The organism is Salmonella sp. SAL04157, assembly GCF_046551635.1.
In the GTDB taxonomy this organism is placed as follows: domain Bacteria; phylum Pseudomonadota; class Gammaproteobacteria; order Enterobacterales; family Enterobacteriaceae; genus Salmonella; species Salmonella enterica.
The window spans coordinates 82,489-100,387 of the sequence record NZ_JBGDVS010000010.1; the positions used below are offsets into that span (position 1 = coordinate 82,489).

Here is a 17,899-nt window from a genome sequence, read left to right on the forward strand (position 1 = left end):
CTGGGGGGAAAAATGGATAACCTGACACACTATCTGGCGACCACGTTAAGAACGTTACGCCATCAGCGAGGCTGGAGTTTATCGCGTCTGGCGGAGATCTCCGGCGTCTCAAAAGCCATGTTAGGGCAGATAGAGCGTAATGAATCCAGCCCGACAGTCGCAACGCTGTGGAAAATTGCGACGGGCCTGAACGTTCCATTCTCAATGTTTATTTCGCCTCCGCAGGCCGAATTTCCGCCAACCTTCGATCCCCAGCAGCAAGCGATGGTAATCACACCGCTGTTTCCGTGGGACCCTGAACTCTGTTTTGACTATTTTTCTCTATTGCTGGCGCCTGGCGCGGTCAGCGAATCAGCGCCGCATAAAGCCGGCGTTATCGAACATGTGGTGGTGATTCAGGGTCGGCTGGACATGTGTACTGGTGGGGTATGGCAAACCATAGACGCCGGTAAAGGTTTGCGTTTTGCCGGCGATACGGCGCATACCTATCGCAACAGCAGTGACCAGACGGTTCATTTTCACTCGCTGATCCATTACCCGCGTGATTAAGCGGGAAAACTATTTCGTTAGTTTGCGCTTCTGACTACAATAGCCGCCATTTCGCTGCTATTGGATAAGAAAGACTGTATGCGCCAGCAACCTCACTATCTCGAATTGTTAAGTCCGGCCCGTGACGCCGCAATTGCTCGCGAAGCGATTTTGCATGGCGCAGATGCCGTCTACATCGGTGGACCCGGTTTTGGCGCGCGTCATAACGCCAGTAACAGTCTGCGCGATATCGCCGATCTGGTCCCGTTTGCTCACCGTTACGGCGCCCGGATTTTTGTCACGCTGAATACTATCCTGCATGATGATGAGCTGGAGCCCGCGCAGCGGTTAATCACCGATTTGTACAACACCGGGGTGGATGCGCTGATTGTGCAGGATATGGGCATTCTGGAGCTGGATATCCCGCCGATTGAGCTTCACGCCAGTACACAGTGTGATATTCGTAGTGTGGAAAAAGCGAAATTTCTTGCCGATGTCGGTTTTTCACAGATTGTACTGGCGCGCGAGCTTAATTTGAGTCAGATAGCGGCTATTCATCAGGCTACTGACGCCACGATTGAGTTCTTCATTCATGGCGCGCTGTGTGTCGCTTATTCTGGGCAGTGTTATATCTCTCATGCGCAAACCGGGCGCAGCGCCAATCGGGGCGACTGTTCGCAAGCCTGTCGTTTACCGTATACGTTAAAAGACGATCAGGGGCGGGTGGTCTCTTACGAAAAACATTTGCTATCGATGAAAGATAACGACCAAACGGCTAACCTCGGCGCGTTGATCGATGCAGGTGTACGTTCCTTCAAGATTGAAGGGCGCTACAAAGACATGAGCTATGTCAAAAACATCACCGCGCATTATCGTCAGATGCTGGACGCGATTATCGAGCAACGTGGCGATCTGGCGCGTGCGTCGGTTGGTCGGACCGAGCACTTTTTTGTTCCCTCCACGGAGAAAACCTTCCACCGCGGCAGCACCGACTATTTTGTTAACGCGCGGAAAGGCGATATTGGCGCATTTGATTCACCAAAATTTATTGGCTTGCCGGTAGGCGAGGTGCTGAATGTGGCGAAGGATTATCTCGATGTAGAAGCTACGGAGCCGTTGGCGAATGGCGATGGTCTGAACGTGTTGATTAAGCGTGAAGTGGTGGGTTTTCGCGCCAATACGGTGGAGAAAACCGGTCATAACCGCTACCGCGTTTGGCCAAATGATATGCCTGCCGACCTGCATAAAGTCCGTCCGCATCATCCGTTGAATCGTAATCTGGATCATAACTGGCAGCAAGCGCTGACAAAAACCTCCAGTGAGCGCCGTGTGGCGGTTGATATCATGCTGGGCGGCTGGCAGGAACAGCTTATTCTGACGCTGACCAGTGAAGACGGTGTCTGCATCACGCATACGCTTGACGGGGTATTTGAGGAAGCCAATAACTCTGAAAAAGCGTTGAATAACCTAACAGCCGGACTGGCGAAGCTGGGACAGACGCCTTACTACGCACGTGATATGCAGGTGACATTACCGGCGGCGTTGTTCGTGCCAAATAGCCTGCTCAATCAGTTCCGTCGGGAGGCGATTGATATGCTTGACGCGGCGCGGCTGGCCCATTATCAACGAGGTCGTCGGAAACCCGTGGCGCAGCCTGCGCCGGTCTATCCGCAAACGCATCTCAGCTTTCTCGCTAATGTCTACAACCACAAAGCGCGGGAATTTTATCACCGTTACGGCGTACAATTGATTGATGCGGCCTATGAGGCGCATCAGGAGAAGGGCGAGGTACCGGTCATGATCACCAAACACTGCCTGCGTTTTGCGTTCAACCTTTGTCCTAAGCAGGCGAAAGGAAATATTAAGAGCTGGAAAGCCACGCCGATGCAGTTGGTGCATGGCGATGAGGTACTGACGCTAAAATTCGACTGCCGCCCTTGCGAAATGCATGTCATTGGCAAAATTAAAAACCATATCTTAAAAATGCCCCAGCCCGGCAGCGTTGTCGCTTCAGTGAGCCCTGAAGCGCTGATGAAAACGCTGCCGAAGCGCAGGGGCGTTTAATTAACGAAAATAGCTCTCTGGTTTGCGCGATTTCTGCCAGTTGTGGTGCTCGCGCAAGCCTTCCGCTGATTCTTCCGCTGCCGCCCGTAATTCATCGCTGTCGGCTTCGTGTCTAAGCTGGTGCCCTCCCGTCGCAAACCATACGAATGCGTGGTCTTGCTGTTTCGCCAGTAACTGGCCTGAAAACAGCGCACAGGTCAGTAAAACTACTGATAACGTTTTTGTAAACATCATACCACCTTCCAGTTACGTCGTGAGGCTATGATGCCAATAATTTCTTTGAGTTATTATTCAACACTTCAAATTAGCGAAAACAGTTTGTCAATAAGTGCGATAAGTTGTATGAGAAAATATACTTAATACTCAGTATCTCAATTATAAAAATAATGAGCCAATTCGCTCCATAGTAAATCCATTATTCCATGGAAGTATATATTTAAAGTTATTGTATTAGATGGTTTTGGTATTGCCAGGGGATTGTAAACCATACTATTTATGGTGTGGTCAACGCTGGTGATGAGCCACATTTTTTGTTGTTTCAACGAGTGAAGATAAATCTTCAGAAAAAAGGCTGTTATGAACTTGTAGCGCTACATATTCAGCAAGATCGTTTAAACATAGCAGGCCATGAGAGGAACTTTCTTCCAGCATATTCATTAGTATCTCATTCTTAAACAAACATGAATAAACAATTTGAGTAACTGAGCTTTGTGCATAATTTGGTTCAAATGTTGCATTCTTTAAGTTAGTATCCTCAATAACCTTTGCGGCTATTTTGTTTTTGATAGCGTCGTCAATAGGTGGTAGATCTGCCTGGGTGATGCCCAGACTAATCCTGGAGGAGATGGCGGCTTTTCTTTCCTGTTCCTTCCAGTCACATAAATTACCCTTTTCTGCCATGGCGATAAGCGTCTCTTTTATATTTTTTAGGTCAACGGAAAATGTTATACCACCGGATAGCGAGAGTAGTAACCGCTCAGGGAACAAGCAACATAGCTCTTCACAAACATAAGTGCTAGTTTTTATATTAATATCAGAATATCTTTTCAGGTGGGCAGACTGAGTATCAACACAGAGTACTGTTCTATTCATTATATCATAATAGTAGTGATCCTGACGTATCACAATGCATAACGGAATATCTTCGCCATCTTTATAGTGCTGAAAATGGAATTTTTCTTTGCATGACGGTGATGATAATTCATATAACTTGCAAAATAAATCAAATAAACGTTGTGCGTCAGGCGGAGAGGCAACATCACATAATTCCTTTATATATTGATCGGCAGCGGATCTTCGCGTGCTACAGAAAAAATCTTTAATCTTTTCCCATAGTAACGTAAAGAAGGAGCGTTGAGAGATGGCACTTTGAGAAAACATCTCACTCTTTAAAAACCCTCTCCCGATAGTAATTGGCATAATTTAGACCACAAGTGATTATAAATACTTCATTACTGGAATAGGTGGTATTCAAAATATTATCCCATGTTGCCCATCGGTTTGCCTATCGGTGAAACACCTGATTTTTGCTTTGTCCTGAACGTTCAAATTGACCCGTAGTTTTAGTCATGCCCACGCCTCCTGGACATGAAGTATGTCAGGTAAAACGAATGAAACTAAAACGGTTTTCTTAATTTTCACATCATCATGTACCATAAGTAATGATTAATTACACGCTATATTATTTTTAGATAAAGTAAATTGTTGCTCAACCGTGTAGAAATTTTCTTATAAGAAGTTAAACTGAAAGTATTATTAGGCTAACAACAATGAGATATTTAGCGGTAGGGCAGAAGGCCAATACTGATAGCACTTATGATATAAATGCCTTACTCTTTAGTTTCTGTCTTAATTATATTTGTTGTAACGATTAGCTGACGGATTTATTTCCAGTTGGGCAATAAAATTATAAAAACCTGCGAGGAGGCTCAAAATGAAGAAATCAGATGGTGAAATTCACGAAAAGACAGCATCCTGGGGCATTTTGCAGTCAGAATGGCTAAGAAAATGTGGACGGCTATTATTGCTGTTACTTTACCGTTTCGTTATCGGATGGGCTTTTTTTCAGTTACTTGCCATGATCGTGGCAGGGATATTTTTGTTAGGCGTCTTATTATTTCATCCCATAATATTTGTACAGACTATCGCAATCACTGAGAAGTTAAATCATGCTTCGCTTGATTTATGGCATATCCTTAAGTTATGCCTGTGGCATTACGGTATCATCGCAGGGTTTATTTTTATGGCGGAGTGTACGTTAAGTAAAAGTATACGGCAGGTTCAGCGCTTGTCCAAAAAGTTTGGGGCTCAGGATTTTTCTTCACGCCCGTGATCCGCCGCTGCAACCTGCTTTCTTACTGAATAATGGCTATGAGCAGCAGACCGAATTATCTCGGTTCGAGGGGGATTCTATGTGTTTGAACAACTGCGGTGAATCGTAATTTCAGATGCATTATCGCCGACAATCGACGCGTTCCTCACTAATTGCCTTCCTGACTATATAGTGGTCTTATCTTTGGCGAAACAATGTTATTTAGTTATGGAAGGCGACAACAACTGTACTACTGATTATCAAATAACCTTTCTGGTCAGGTAGACTCGCCTTTGTGAAAACACATCGTTATCTGTGCTCCTGGGACTCATTCCCTTGCCGCCTTTAAGCAACTCGAATTATTTTGGGTATAGAACAGGCGGCGTAATGGTCATATAAGCAAAATATAACCTCTCCGTTTGTGATAAGGCACAGATTACAGGGGGGAATGATGTTTATTTTAACCATCTGTTTAAGCGCTGTCCGCTAATCTTTACCTGCTCAAATACATAATCACCCCTGTGACTCTCGCGAGGTGTAACATATGGTAAAATGCGTATCTTCTTTCCTCCTGTTCAGCCTGTTGTCCGTTCAGGCAATGTCAGCTGAAAACCATATTGATCTCCACCAGCCAAAAGACTTTGTCGATATTACTACGGTCGCCCCCGACGTACAGGTAGACATGCGATACTTCACTTCCCATAACTTTGTTGGTCGCCCCATTAAAGGCTATAACGCGCCTGTTTGCCTGTTAACACGACCAGCCGCGAACGCAGTGAAGCAGGTCGCCGATCGTTTACGCCCCTTCGGACTTACCTTAAAAATATATGATTGCTACCGTCCGCAAAGCGCAGTGAATGACTTTATCGCGTGGGCCAAAGATCCTTCTCAAAACCAAATGAAAAACGAATTTTATCCGCTGGTAGAGAAAAAGCGTCTGTTTGAGGAAGGTTATCTTGCCGCCAGATCCGGCCACAGTCGGGGAAGTACGCTTGATCTAACGATTGTTCCACTCGACAGTAAAATACCGATATACCATCCCGGACGACCACTGGTGAATTGTACTGCGTCCGCGGCACAACGCTCGCCAGATAATAGTCTGGATTTTGGTACCGGCTTTGACTGTTTTAGTCCGTTATCCCATCCCGATAATGCCATGCTTACCGCTCAGCAACGCGCAAATAGGTTGTTATTACAAACATTGATGCGTGATGCGGGCTTTACGCCACTGGATACTGAATGGTGGCACTTCTCCCTTACTCATGAACCATACCCGAACACCTGGTTTGACTTTCCCGTTAAGCAGAGACCCTGAAACGGCGTTTTGTTGCGAAATCTAATCATTACGCCTGTTGGAAAGCACCATAACAGTTAGCAAATCGTTGTTAATTTTAACAACTGATATACACTGCGGTTGCCACCTGCAAGCAGCGCTCAATGAGAACGAATAATGAAAAAATATCAACGTCTGGCGGAGCAAATTAGAGAACAAATCGCCTCTGGCGTTTGGCAGCCCGGCGATCGATTACCCTCGCTGAGGGAGCAGGTCGCCAGTAGCGGCATGAGTTTTATGACTGTCGGTCATGCGTACCAGTTGCTGGAAAGTCAGGGACGGATTATCGCCCGTCCGCAATCCGGTTATTATGTCGCGCCGCATCCGGTTTGTCGGTCAGTCGCGACGGCAGCGCACGTTATTCGGGATGAAGCCGTAGATATCAATACCTATATTTTTGAGATGCTGCAGGCCAGCCGTGATACCTCAGTGGTGCCTTTTGCTTCAGCGTTTCCCGATCCGCGTCTGTTTCCCTTGCCGCAATTGAACCGATCTCTGGCGCAGGTCAGTAAAACCGCGACGGCAATGAGCGTCATCGAAAATTTGCCGCCAGGTAATGCAGAATTGCGCTATGCAATAGCACGCCGTTACGCGCAGCAGGGGATTACCGTTTCTCCTGACGAGATTGTCATTACCGCCGGCGCGCTGGAAGCGTTGAATCTTAGTTTACAGGCGGTGACGGCACCGGGAGACTGGGTGGTGGTGGAGAACCCCTGTTTCTACGGTGCGCTACAGGCCCTGGAGCGATTGCGCCTGAAAGCGTTGTCGATACCCACCGATGTTAAAGAAGGTATCGATCTTATGGCGCTGGAACAAGCGTTACAGGAATATCCGGTGAAAGCGTGCTGGTTAATGACCAACAGCCAGAATCCGTTAGGGTTCACGCTGAGCGCTGAGAAAAAAGCGCGGCTGGTTGCGTTACTCACGCACCATAACGTGATGCTAATTGAAGATGATGTTTATAGCGAACTCTACTTTGGCCGCGAGAAACCTCTGCCCGCCAAAGCATGGGATCGCGACGATACCGTGTTGCATTGTTCGTCTTTTTCCAAATGTCTGGTTCCCGGTTTTCGCATTGGCTGGGTTGCGGGAGGAAGCCATGCCAGACAAATTCAGCGTTTGCAGTTAATGAGCACATTATCCACCAGTTCCCCCATGCAATTGGCGTTAGTGGATTATCTCTCGACACGTCGATATGACGCGCATCTGCGCCGATTGCGAAGGCAGCTTGCCGAACGTAAACAGCAAGCCTGGCAAACCCTTTTGCGCCATCTCCCGGCGGAAGTAAAAATTCACCATAACGATAGCGGTTATTTTCTTTGGCTGGAGCTACCTGAGCAGCTTGATGCCGGTGAACTTAGCGCCAAAGCGCTTGAACACCTTATCAGTATCGCGCCGGGGAAAATGTTTTCAACGTCCGGCGCCTGGACGCGTTTCTTTCGTTTTAACACCGCATGGCATTGGGGAGAACGGGAAGAACAGGCCGTAAAACAGCTTGGCAGCCTGATTCGCGAGATGCTGCGCGCTAAAAGCCTTGTGTGAGGTGGAATGCGTGTCAGCTCACAACCTGACTAAATTTCCCGAGTGTGCCGGGTGAGCATCTGGCGCGCCGTCTATTTTTAGGAAAGCGGCGGCCCGTTCGCCGGAAATCGATTAATGACGATATGGGAAAATGCTATGCAATATCAATTACTGATTAATGGCGTGCTGGTGGACGGCGAGGGAGAAAGGCAGTCTGTTTATAACCCGGCGACAGGCGAGGTCATACTTGAGATTGCGGAAGCGTCGCCCGCGCAGGTTGACGCCGCAGTGCTGGCCGCCGATAGCGCGTTTGCCGAATGGGGGCAGACCACACCCAAAGCACGGGCGGAATGTCTGTTAAAACTGGCGGACAGCATCGAGCAAAACGCCCTTGAGTTCGCCCGGCTTGAATCGCAAAACTGCGGTAAGCCTTTGCACTGCGTAATTAATGATGAAATTCCGGCAATCGTGGATGTTTTTCGCTTTTTTGCCGGCGCGGCCCGTTGTTTGAGTGGGCTGGCGGCGGGCGAATATCTGGAAGGACATACGTCGATGATCCGCCGGGATCCGATTGGCGTGGTTGCCTCTATCGCGCCGTGGAATTATCCGCTCATGATGGCGGCCTGGAAGCTGGCGCCAGCGCTGGCGGCAGGTAACTGCGTGGTGATTAAGCCTTCTGAAATCACGCCGCTGACGGCGCTTAAACTTGCCGCGCTGGCGAAGGATATCTTTCCGCCGGGGGTGCTCAATGTCCTGTTCGGACGAGGGCAGACTGTTGGCGATGTATTGACCGGCCATGAAAAAGTACGCATGGTCTCTTTAACCGGTTCTATCGCGACCGGGGAGCATATTCTGCGCCATACTGCGCCAGCGATAAAACGTACGCATATGGAACTCGGTGGTAAAGCCCCGGTGATTGTTTTTGATGACGCCGATCTGGATGCGGTGGCGCAGGGCGTCCGGACTTTTGGTTTCTATAATGCCGGACAGGATTGTACTGCGGCGTGCCGTATATATGCGCAGCGCGGTATCTATGATGCGCTGGTCGAAAAGCTAGGGAACGCGGTGAGCAGCCTGAAAATGGGCGCGCCGGAGGATAAGTCGACAGAGCTGGGGCCGTTAAGTTCGCTGGCGCACCTGAAGCGCGTCACAGCGGCTGTAGAGGAGGCGAAGGCCCTCAGCCATATCCGTGTGATTACTGGCGGAAGTCAAACGGAAGGTAAAGGTTACTATTTCGCTCCGACGTTGCTGGCAGACGCAAAACAGGAAGATGCCATCGTGCAACGCGAGGTCTTCGGCCCGGTGGTCAGTATAACCGTCTTTGATGATGAAGATCAGGTTCTGAGGTGGGCCAACGATTCTCGCTATGGTCTGGCATCCTCCGTCTGGACTCAGGACGTCGGGCGGGCGCACCGGCTTAGCGCCAGATTGCAGTATGGCTGTACCTGGATTAATACCCATTTCATGTTGGTTAGCGAGATGCCGCATGGAGGGCAAAAACAGTCGGGATACGGCAAAGATATGTCATTGTATGGTCTGGAAGACTACACTCTTGTCCGCCACATCATGGTTAAGCATTAAGGATCATTTACTGTTCAGAAAAATCATGAAAAAATAGGCGGGTGTTGGCGGAGAGGGGGACCTCCCCGCCAACATGCGCAGCAAGTACTCAAAGGTTGAACACCTCAAGCAAACCAGCCGAATCTCAACGAGATCAGACCCAAAAGTCCTGCAGCAGCAAAGACATTAATCAGCACGACGGTTTTACTGGAAACATTCATTTTCGCCACCTTTCATCATAACCCCTATGGGTATAGTACGGGTTGGCGAGATCCGCAATAATACGTAAACAGGATATTCTGTGAGCGGAGCCGTGCATTGAGAACGTTTTGCTGTTAAGGCTGACAAACCTTGATGTGTGTCAAATAAAAAGAGCATATTGCGCGCGTTTTTTCCTCTGGTTGGCGCGGATGCCTGATATGACCCTCTTTCAAAAGATATTAATTTTTTACGCCGTCATGGCGGTGATATCATTCCTGATCACCTGGTTTTTGACTCATGACAAAAAACGAATTCGTTTCCTGAGCGCCTTTTTGGTTGGCGCGACATGGCCGATAAGTTTCCCCGTCGCGTTGCTGTTTTCGCTTTTCTGACCTCAAGCCCGATACAGGTTACCGGGCATGGTTTTTCCGCCAGGTCAGGCTATCAGGGCAATTAATTGCTCTCTGTCTACGTCGGTAACGTCCTGCGGATGCCGATATCCTGCGTTCTCATTGGCCAGGGTATACAGCGCAACAAGCCAGTCATAGACATAGCGGCTGGCGGCGTGAACGGGCTGTTCGTCAAGCTTTGTTAGACGCAACATTGTCGAACGCGACGTTGCGGCGAAAATGGCTGCGCCTTTCTGAACGCGGCTGGCCGGGCGTTGGGCCTCCTCGATATTTGTGTAGCCGAGCCAGGCGATGAAGTTACCAATGATGGCATGAAGCTGCGCGCCGCTCACCTCCTCGCGCTGCATGGTTTTCTGTAACTGCTGAGGTAAACCGAGGCGATAGCTGGCGGTAATTAAAATCTCCGCCACGGCGTTGAGCATCTGCGGTTCCAGACCCAGACGCTGCGCATTATCCCGGCAGTGGGCCCACTGGCGCAGATGATTGATCCACATTTTGTGCGCCTGGTAGCCTGTTTCATGACCTTCTGACGCTGAAGCGCGCGTTGGTTCGTCGGCAAAGAGATCGATCGCGTCATTAAATAAACCGCTGACCTGTTCTTCTCGCGACTGTCGGGTGCGCAGCAACGCTTCGAAGTTCTGTACCGGCGGTAACAGCCCGGCCAGCAGGTCGCCATGTCTGGCGGCCTGGGCCTGAAGACGCCGGATCACGGTTTCAACCGGTAGCTGCGCGTCATCAAACATCGGTAACAGATCGCGCACGCGGCCTCGCAGTTGTTCGCGTAACGCCTGTAAGCGCGCCTGTCGCTGTGGTGCCGATGTCGCCTGCGATAACCATTCCACCAAACGCTGCATACTGTGTTTATCCAGCGCCTGCAGCGTTCCCCAATGCACGCCAGGTTTACCCATCAACTGCTGGACGGCTTCATCCAGATTTTGCTGGGTGGCAAAACGGGCATCCTGTGGAGTAATAGCCCAGACGACGCCCGGTAACGCTGATTCATGCTGCGGCTGCGTGGCGTTAACCCACTCCAGTAAGTGACGGGCGGCGGTGGGCGTTTGCGAGCGAGATGCCAGAGCATTGCAAATCACCAGAACATCGGGCTGTACCTGTTGACGGTAATGGGCCAGCATCCAGCCTAATTTCGCCCGCCATAACGGATGAGGATGACTGTCTGGCGCGACCGGAATATCCAGTAAATCAACATTATCCAGTACGCTGTTTTCAACGGTTAGCACCAGTTCGCGGGTAAGCAGCGCCAGAGAATCAAGCGAAAGGCTGACCGCATTGAGCAGTCGGCCTTCCTTAACCGGATGCACCACCACATCGCTTTGCGTATCGCTGGCGGTTAGCGCCATTTGCGTCAGGAAGTTTTCCGCCGGTAAGCCAAAATGATCGACCAGCAGGCTGAGCGGCGCCGCCAGTTCCCCGGCATGGCTGGTTTGTTGCAACATATGCGCCAGCGCCAGCCATTGCTGGGTGATCTCCGGTTGCTCTCCCCACAGTAATGCCCAGGCGTGCGCCCGAGTCGTGAGATCCAGCGCAGGCAAGAGCGAGGCAAAGTGTTGCCATGTCGCATCATCAATATGTTGTCTGGCGGACGGAAGACAAGAGCGCCAGAAACTCGCGATGGTCGCGACCTCTTCAGCGGTAACGCCGGGGACGGGCTGCGGTTGGCGAAGCGATTGCCATTTCTCCAGGCGTGATGTGATAATGGATTTTTCGACCTGGCGACAAATGTGGGACGAGCTGGTCCAGGCAATAAAGATCTGCACCAGTTCGGCTTCACTGATCAAGCGCAGGCGCAACGGCCAGCTGTTCTCGTTTGAAAAAATGTCGCGCGTAAAGCGAATAGCCATATTCGCTGGCGCATGACCCGGATTGATGTGGCTGAAATAATCATAGTCACGGTCCGGCGTGATAATTTCCAGCTTGCCATTCTCGTTACCGCATAGCGTCGTTAACAGATGCGCTTTTGCGGATTGCGCATACCCGTACAGACCAACGCAGCCATGTGATGCGCAGGCGGCGTTGAGCGCTGACTCATCCGCCGCGGCAAGCGTAAGTTGCGCCAGCAGAGCGTCGGCTTCATCATCCAGTCGCGTTGCGTAACGGCGCGTGTTGTTAACCCACTCGATAACAGCCTGGGTGGTGTTTAACGGTTTTGTCATTTCAGGTATACACTCCCACTATCTATCCAGTAGTGGCTGCCGCTGTGGCGACGGTCAGCCAGCGTATTCAATTTTAATGTCAGCGCATCGGCGGCGACCGGCGTCCCGTCCTGGAGCCAGGCATCACTTAATATGAACGATTCCGGGGCGCTATCTTTGCTACTGCCGCGTAATTTCAGTCGCACATTCAGTACGCCGTCGCCAGCGATGGTTTTCGCCAGTTCAGCGGAATTAATGCTCAGGCAATAGAGTGGGGTTGCCGGCCAGCGACTGTTCGCCAGTTGACGAAAGCCCAACGTCACGTTGCCGCGTAGCGGAAAATGCAGGCGAGCGTCCAGCGTTGCGCCGGGTTTATCCAAATCGATCTCGTGATACCAGATATTTTCATCGCGAAGCGTATTAACGGTATTATCCAGTACGCCGAGATAACGCACAGTCGAATACGCGCCGATATCAGCCGCTTTAAAATTGAAACGCGGCAGACGTAAGTCCAGCGCCAGGCTGCATAACATCGCGCCTACCGCGGCAGTGGATTTTGGATTGCCGATACGCCCTTGCTGACTGAAGGGATACCATTCATGTACCTGATACTTATCCATCCACACAATGCGATTAACCGGCACCGGTTGTAAGTGCCGGATGAGCGCCTGTACGCCGGGTAAACAGGTCGGTCTCCCCGTCACCAGCAAGATATCGCAGTGATAGTGGGAGATCGCTTCGCAGACCGCATGAAGCGGCGTTGTCAGCGTAAACTGACCGGCCAGCAGAGCCTCCTGAAGCTGGCTAAACTGGATTTGCAACGGCACATTGAATATATCAAATGTCGGCGAACCAGACGGTAAGGCATGATCGATCGCCTGCTGGATATAGTTCATCACGTTGCTCGTTGGGCGGCGGAGCAGCAGATCGCCAAATGTCGCATGTAAACCGGCAAACGGATCGTTAATGTCGCTTTGCTCCCAGGCGGAAAGTACCGCATGGCTCAGCGGCATAAATAATTGCAGCGCCGTTTGCTGGCGCAAAATGGCCTGAGTATCAATTCGTCCCGAATCGCCAAATAAGGTCGCCAGCAGGGCGGCGGCATCCGTAACGCCTGCTCGTTGCAACGCCGTTTGCAGGGAAGGGAGTACGCAGCGTTGGATAATATCCAATAGCAGATCGTCCCCGGCGACTTTAAAACCTTCGCGAAACAGGAGATGAGGCGTAATTTTTACATTGGCCCCTACGCCGTCATCTAACTGATAGTGAACGATCGCCATATCCGTCGTGCCGCCGCCGATATCAATCGATGCCACGCGCAATGCGCGCCCGGGGACGACGCCGGGTTCAGGCTGGCGATCCGGTCTGGCGAGTGCATTAAAAAAGGATTCGGTACGCCCGGCGTAATGCGAAATGGCTTCGTTATAAAGCCATACCAGTTGACCGCAACTTGCTTCGTCCCATTCCATCTGTATTTCTGGTACCGGCACCACGCTTTTTTCACGCTGCTTAGGCGTGGTGAAATCCTCATCCTGCGGATGCCAGCCCATGGCTTTCCAGACCAGCGCCAGCGCTTCAAACATTCGCTGGCGGAAAATTTCTCGCTCCTGTTTCGGCATAGCGGAAGGCAGCGTTAAAATCAGGGTGCGTAGCTGGCGCGGCGAGGCGGGAAAGCCGAGTCGCAGCCGGGTGGCGACGCTGTTAATTTGCCCCAGCGCCTGAGCCAGAATTTCGCACAACATATGCGTCATCAAGGTGCTACGGCTGTATTGCGGCGAAAAAACCGGTAGCCTTTCTTCATGCGGCAGGCGGAATAACGGCTGTCCGTCGTCGTTCATCAGATTCATCAGCGGAAACGCGGTGGCAAGCGGTTCGCGCTGCGTTTTACCGTGGATCTGGCTAAAACGCCAGTCCTGCAAGGCGGGGGTTTCATCCCACAGGTAGCGGCGCGGGCTGGAGATACCGCTGCTGCCTTCGGTGCCCACACGCTGCATAGCAAGGGCGCGAGCCTCGTCGCCCACACGCACAATGGAAGGCCAGACAAAGGCGTCGTCTCGTCCGCTTTCGACAGAAAAGTGTTGCTTGCCAAAGCGCGCTTCTGAGAATTCTACCCGGCTGGTAAATAAAGGATCGTTCAGATACTGCGGCTCGCTTAAAGAACGCACCTGAAGCTCTGCCGTCTGGCGTAACCCGTCATTCGCATCGCCATGATCCTCGATCAAGACGCCGCAGGTATGCGTATTGCCGACATCCAGAATCAGATCGACCGGGATTGCGGGCGTGCTTAACGTATGTGTCACAAACTTTACTTCCGGCACCGTAAGCTGTTCGCCTAACAGCGTCAGTAAATTCAACCAGTGCGCCTGATACTCAAAGCTACGCAGCGCTTGTTGTATGGCCTGTTCCGAACGGTTTTCCACCTGTGAGGCATACTGAAGAAACGACTCGCGCAGCCAGCCGTCAATCCATGTCTGGTCAAGAAAATCGGCAACTTCTTCATCGCGCCAGGCGAGCGCAAAACGTGTGCCATTGAGCAGATCGTTTTCGCAAGGCGCCAACGCCGCAGGCATATTTTTTGCCAGCTGACTGTCGAAGGCGAGGGTGATGCGGTGTGTGTTTCCGGCGCTATCTGGCTCGCTGAGTTTACGTACCTGAATGCGCGCCCAGTTATCCGGCCCGTCAATAAAGGTACGCGGCGGATTAAAACGCAGGAACGGCAGGGGGAGCCAGATTCCGTCGAGTACATCCAGAGAATAGTGCAGCGTCTGAGTGCTTTCCGGTTTCACGACTTCGGGTTGGCCGCCAGCACGTCCTGGCAACGTGTAGCGCCCGCTGGTCAGATCAAAATCGAGGCGCAGTAGCGGACCGTTTGCCGTTTTGCGCACAAAACGTCCGTAGTGGGCCGACTCTTGCGGCGTTAAGCCAAAATCAAGAAACTGGACGCCGCTGTTTGCAATGAGCGTGACGCTCTGTTTGTAATCACACAGATTGACCAACATAAAATCAGGCACCTATCTTTTTAAACGTCAACGGAATTGCCGCGTGGTCGCCATAACGGGCGGTACAGGTTGCGACGTCATTGACGCCTGCTTTACAGGTAATTTCCGGCATCGGATAACGTGAACCGTCGGTGCAGCGCGCATTGCCGCGACTTTTAATCATCAGCTCGCCCGTTTGATGCAGACCAGAGAAAATTTCCGCCCGACAAACCACGTTATCGCCATGTACTACGCGCGCGATACCTTTGTTATTTTGGATCTGATAACGCAGAGAGGGCGGCTTGCCGGTAATCGGATCTTTGACATCCACGCTGACCCGCCAGCTACCGTTTAAAAAGCGCGTGGTTCCAAGCTTCATCTGCGTACTGTCCATCACCAGCGCGTCCTTGGGGATAGCGGCAATAATAACAGGCGCTTCCGGCAGCGGCGCCACTTTGGGGGCGGGCGTCACCTCAGCGCGATGCAGCGGCAAATGCGCGGTGAGTTCAGGCAATGGGGTAACGTCAGTTTTCGCGGTAGCGACAGGCGCGGCGCGAACAGGAGAGGCCCCGTCAACGGATGAAGATGGCCAGAAAAAAGGCGTGGCGACGGCGGCGATAACCACGGCAGCGACAGGTAAGCTCCACAGCGGTAGACGGCGAGCTCTTTTCGCCTCAGCAACCGGGATGGGTGTGGCCGGCTTCGGCTCGCTAACGATAACGGGCGGCGCAACAGGTTCCTCCGGCATTTTCGGCGGCTCAATGACAGACGTTAACAAGGGTTCATCCGCCTGACTAAACGCCGCCTCTACCAGCGGCTTTTCTTCGGGCTCCGGCTCCGGCTCGACCAGAGGGATGTCGGGGATTGCCTCGGTTATCCGCAGGCAGTCCAGCACATCATCGCGTGTATTTTCGTTGAGATTAACGAATCCCCAGAAGGTGATAACCGGTTTGCCGTTAACCAGGAAAACATGATTTTCGCCGGGAAATTGCGTCGCTTTCTCAAGTAGCGATCCAAATAGCTGAAGCGCTGTTTTACCGGATTGCAGACTTTTGCGACTGAGTGCAGCCGCGCTTTCAAAAGTGCTGGCTAAATAACGTAAAGCCCGAGAACGTGTCTCTTCGTCAGCCGCTTTCCACGCTATCGCCTGACCTTCAATCGGCGAATACCAGTCAACCCGATCGCCATTATCGTTAAGTTGCGGAATCGCCAGACAGTCAACCATCGCCTGCTGTTTACGCAGACGAAGCGTTTCGCGAATTTGCAATGCTGATTCAAATACGGCCTGACCGCCGCCGCCCACGGCCTGATAATCATCCAGATTGCCGCTGCGCAAGAGAGATTTTGCCACGTTGTTATCCCTTAGACTTCTTCACGCGTCTACTTTACGGGGTCTATACGCAAGCAAACGGCGGAAGAAAGGCAAAAAGGCGCGAATTCTCGGTCTATTAAGCCCCGTGTTTTCACTTGACGTAAGTTAAATCAGGAGGGCGGCGGCGAATTACCGCATCGGGCGACAATAACGCGTATAATAGGCGAATCATGCTGTTACAGAATAAAGAGTAGGAGAGCTTATGTCGCACCTGGAGGAAGTGAGCGCCCGCGTGGATGCCGCCATTGCGGAGAGCGTAATTGCCCATATGAATGAATTGCTGATTGCCTTGAGCGATGACGCTGAATTACGTCGCGAAGATCGTTATGTGCAGCAGCAGCGTTTACGCACGGCTATCGCGCATCACGGCAGGCAATATCAAGAAGATCGGGACGCGCGCCGCGAGCAGCTCACCAAAGGCGGCACGATCCTGTAACCCATTAAAACTGGCGCTTCGCAATCAGCCATGCGCCAATGACCAGCAACAGCGCGCCAAACGCCGGCCCGACCATTGCGCGTAACGTGACGCCGTGGCTACGCGCGATATCCAGCGCCAGTCCGCCGATTAACTGGCTGGCGACCAGTACCGCGATAGTCGTCGCGGCGCCAACGTTCTGATACCCGCTAATGCTGGCAAATACAAAAAATGACCCCAGCAGACCGGGGATCAATGTCCACCAGCGAACGCTGGCGACCAGCTCGCCGAAACCCGCAGCGCCTTGCTTAAACCACAATATCGTCACAAATAAAACGATCCCTACCAGCGAGTTCAACAGCATAGCGATCAGAATCGTCGATGATGTCTGCGTAATACGCACCATAATACTGTTTTGTACCACCAGCCCGACGCCGGCGGCGATCAAAAAGATAAGCGTCAGCGACTGGTTCATCAGCAGGCGTCCGGCGCGGCGTGTTCATCAAGCTGGAGCTGCATAAACGTAAGATCTAACCAACGGCCAAATTTTACGCCGACCTGCGGCATTTGCGCGGTAACGGTAAATCCCAGCGAATGATGCAGGCGTATTGAGGCGGCATTCTGTGACTCAATACCGGCCACCATCACATGCTTGCCGCAGCGTCGGGCTTCGTCGATCAGTCTGCTGAGCAGTTTTCGCCCCAGTCCTTTCCCCTGGTGCGCCGGATGAACATAAACCGAGTGCTCGACGGTATAGCGAAAACCGTCGAAACTGCGCCAGTCGCCAAATGATGCATAGCCAGTCACCACGCCATTTTCTTCGCTTACCAGCACCGGATAGCCCAGCAATTGACGGGCCTCATACCAGGCAAGGCGGTTATCCGTATCGACCGTCCGATCGTTCCAGATGGCCGCAGTATGTAATACCGCATGGTTATAGATTTCGGTAATCGCGGCGCAGTCTGCTTTATCGGCAAAGCGAATCGTCATAGGGAACCCCAGGGAATGTTTACGATAGTGTTAGAAATACTATTGAAGGCGGCATAAATCAACGAA

At 51.6% G+C, this 17,899-nt stretch carries 16 protein-coding genes and 1 pseudogene; 9 read left to right on the forward strand and 8 right to left on the reverse strand.

What is annotated here, in order from left to right; translation table 11 throughout:
* Positions 1-12 precede the first annotated feature (12 nt).
* Positions 13-549 (forward strand): helix-turn-helix domain-containing protein, encoded by a 537-nt coding sequence (locus tag ACLJRE_RS18860; RefSeq protein ID WP_000369544.1) that lies wholly within the window; start codon positions 13-15, stop codon positions 547-549.
* A 78-nt stretch (positions 550-627) separates the two neighbouring features.
* Positions 628-2,592, forward strand: a complete 1,965-nt coding sequence (locus ACLJRE_RS18865; protein ID WP_001249761.1) for a peptidase U32 family protein — start codon at positions 628-630, stop codon at positions 2,590-2,592.
* On the opposite strand, the gene ACLJRE_RS18870 is transcribed toward ACLJRE_RS18865, so the two are convergent.
* Both ACLJRE_RS18870 and sifB read right to left on the reverse strand, forming a co-directional pair.
* On the reverse strand, positions 2,593-2,823 hold the full coding sequence (locus ACLJRE_RS18870) for a YncJ family protein (protein ID WP_001537894.1): 231 nt from the start codon (positions 2,821-2,823) through the stop codon (positions 2,593-2,595). It lies immediately after the preceding gene.
* A 273-nt stretch (positions 2,824-3,096) separates the two neighbouring features.
* Positions 3,097-4,011, reverse strand: a complete 915-nt coding sequence (sifB, locus tag ACLJRE_RS18875; RefSeq protein ID WP_058109018.1) for an SPI-2 type III secretion system effector SifB — start codon at positions 4,009-4,011, stop codon at positions 3,097-3,099.
* Between the two features lie 514 nt (positions 4,012-4,525).
* On the opposite strand from sifB, the gene ACLJRE_RS18880 reads away from it, so the two are divergent.
* The 5 genes and pseudogenes from ACLJRE_RS18880 to patD all read left to right on the forward strand — a co-directional run bounded on the left by ACLJRE_RS18880 (position 4,526) and on the right by patD (position 9,338).
* The gene (locus ACLJRE_RS18880) at positions 4,526-4,924 is read left to right on the forward strand and encodes a hypothetical protein (RefSeq protein ID WP_000747901.1); all 399 of its coding nucleotides are present in this window, start codon (positions 4,526-4,528) and stop codon (positions 4,922-4,924) included.
* Between the two features lie 32 nt (positions 4,925-4,956).
* Positions 4,957-5,188 (forward strand): annotated as a pseudogene (locus ACLJRE_RS18885) (hypothetical protein).
* A gap of 259 nt (positions 5,189-5,447) precedes the next feature.
* Positions 5,448-6,218 (forward strand): M15 family metallopeptidase, encoded by a 771-nt coding sequence (locus ACLJRE_RS18890; protein ID WP_000237721.1) that lies wholly within the window; start codon positions 5,448-5,450, stop codon positions 6,216-6,218.
* 135 nt (positions 6,219-6,353) lie between these two features.
* On the forward strand, positions 6,354-7,778 hold the full coding sequence (gene ycdR / locus ACLJRE_RS18895) for a GntR family transcriptional regulator YdcR (RefSeq protein WP_000760687.1): 1,425 nt from the start codon (positions 6,354-6,356) through the stop codon (positions 7,776-7,778).
* Positions 7,779-7,892: 114 nt separating this feature from the next.
* Positions 7,893-9,338, forward strand: a complete 1,446-nt coding sequence (gene patD / locus ACLJRE_RS18900; protein WP_000158095.1) for an aminobutyraldehyde dehydrogenase — start codon at positions 7,893-7,895, stop codon at positions 9,336-9,338.
* Between the two features lie 104 nt (positions 9,339-9,442).
* On the opposite strand, the gene yncL is transcribed toward patD, so the two are convergent.
* Complete coding sequence (gene yncL, locus ACLJRE_RS18905) at positions 9,443-9,538, reverse strand: stress response membrane protein YncL (protein ID WP_001103198.1); 96 nt, start codon at positions 9,536-9,538, stop codon at positions 9,443-9,445.
* A 198-nt stretch (positions 9,539-9,736) separates the two neighbouring features.
* Between yncL and ACLJRE_RS18910 the strand changes: the two genes are divergently transcribed.
* Positions 9,737-9,910, forward strand: coding sequence for a GhoT/OrtT family toxin (locus tag ACLJRE_RS18910; protein ID WP_001522647.1), 174 nt, complete (start codon positions 9,737-9,739; stop codon positions 9,908-9,910).
* A gap of 44 nt (positions 9,911-9,954) precedes the next feature.
* Here ACLJRE_RS18910 and srfC read toward each other — a convergent pair whose 3' ends face one another.
* Genes srfC through srfA form a run of 3 tightly spaced genes read right to left on the reverse strand, consistent with a single transcriptional unit; the run spans position 9,955 to position 16,407 of the window.
* Positions 9,955-12,099 (reverse strand): virulence-associated effector SrfC, encoded by a 2,145-nt coding sequence (gene srfC / locus ACLJRE_RS18915; RefSeq protein ID WP_000165641.1) that lies wholly within the window; start codon positions 12,097-12,099, stop codon positions 9,955-9,957.
* On the reverse strand, positions 12,096-15,077 hold the full coding sequence (locus ACLJRE_RS18920) for a virulence factor SrfB (RefSeq protein WP_023212390.1): 2,982 nt from the start codon (positions 15,075-15,077) through the stop codon (positions 12,096-12,098). The genes srfC and ACLJRE_RS18920 overlap by 4 nt, the downstream gene beginning before the upstream one ends.
* Positions 15,078-15,081: 4 nt before the next feature.
* Complete coding sequence (gene srfA / locus ACLJRE_RS18925; RefSeq protein ID WP_001605274.1) at positions 15,082-16,407, reverse strand: virulence-associated effector SrfA; 1,326 nt, start codon at positions 16,405-16,407, stop codon at positions 15,082-15,084.
* A gap of 223 nt (positions 16,408-16,630) precedes the next feature.
* Here srfA and ACLJRE_RS18930 point away from each other — a divergent pair, with 223 nt between their 5' ends.
* Positions 16,631-16,864: a YdcY family protein gene (locus ACLJRE_RS18930; RefSeq protein WP_000018720.1), complete on the forward strand. Its 234-nt coding sequence runs from the start codon at positions 16,631-16,633 to the stop codon at positions 16,862-16,864.
* Between the two features lie 4 nt (positions 16,865-16,868).
* On the opposite strand, the gene ACLJRE_RS18935 is transcribed toward ACLJRE_RS18930, so the two are convergent.
* Positions 16,869-17,318: a DMT family transporter gene (locus tag ACLJRE_RS18935; RefSeq protein WP_001076565.1), complete on the reverse strand. Its 450-nt coding sequence runs from the start codon at positions 17,316-17,318 to the stop codon at positions 16,869-16,871.
* Entirely contained in the window at positions 17,318-17,833 is a 516-nt protein-coding gene (gene mddA, locus ACLJRE_RS18940; protein ID WP_000155373.1) for an L-methionine sulfoximine/L-methionine sulfone acetyltransferase, read from the reverse strand. The genes ACLJRE_RS18935 and mddA overlap by 1 nt, the downstream gene beginning before the upstream one ends.
* Positions 17,834-17,899: the final 66 nt, after the last annotated feature.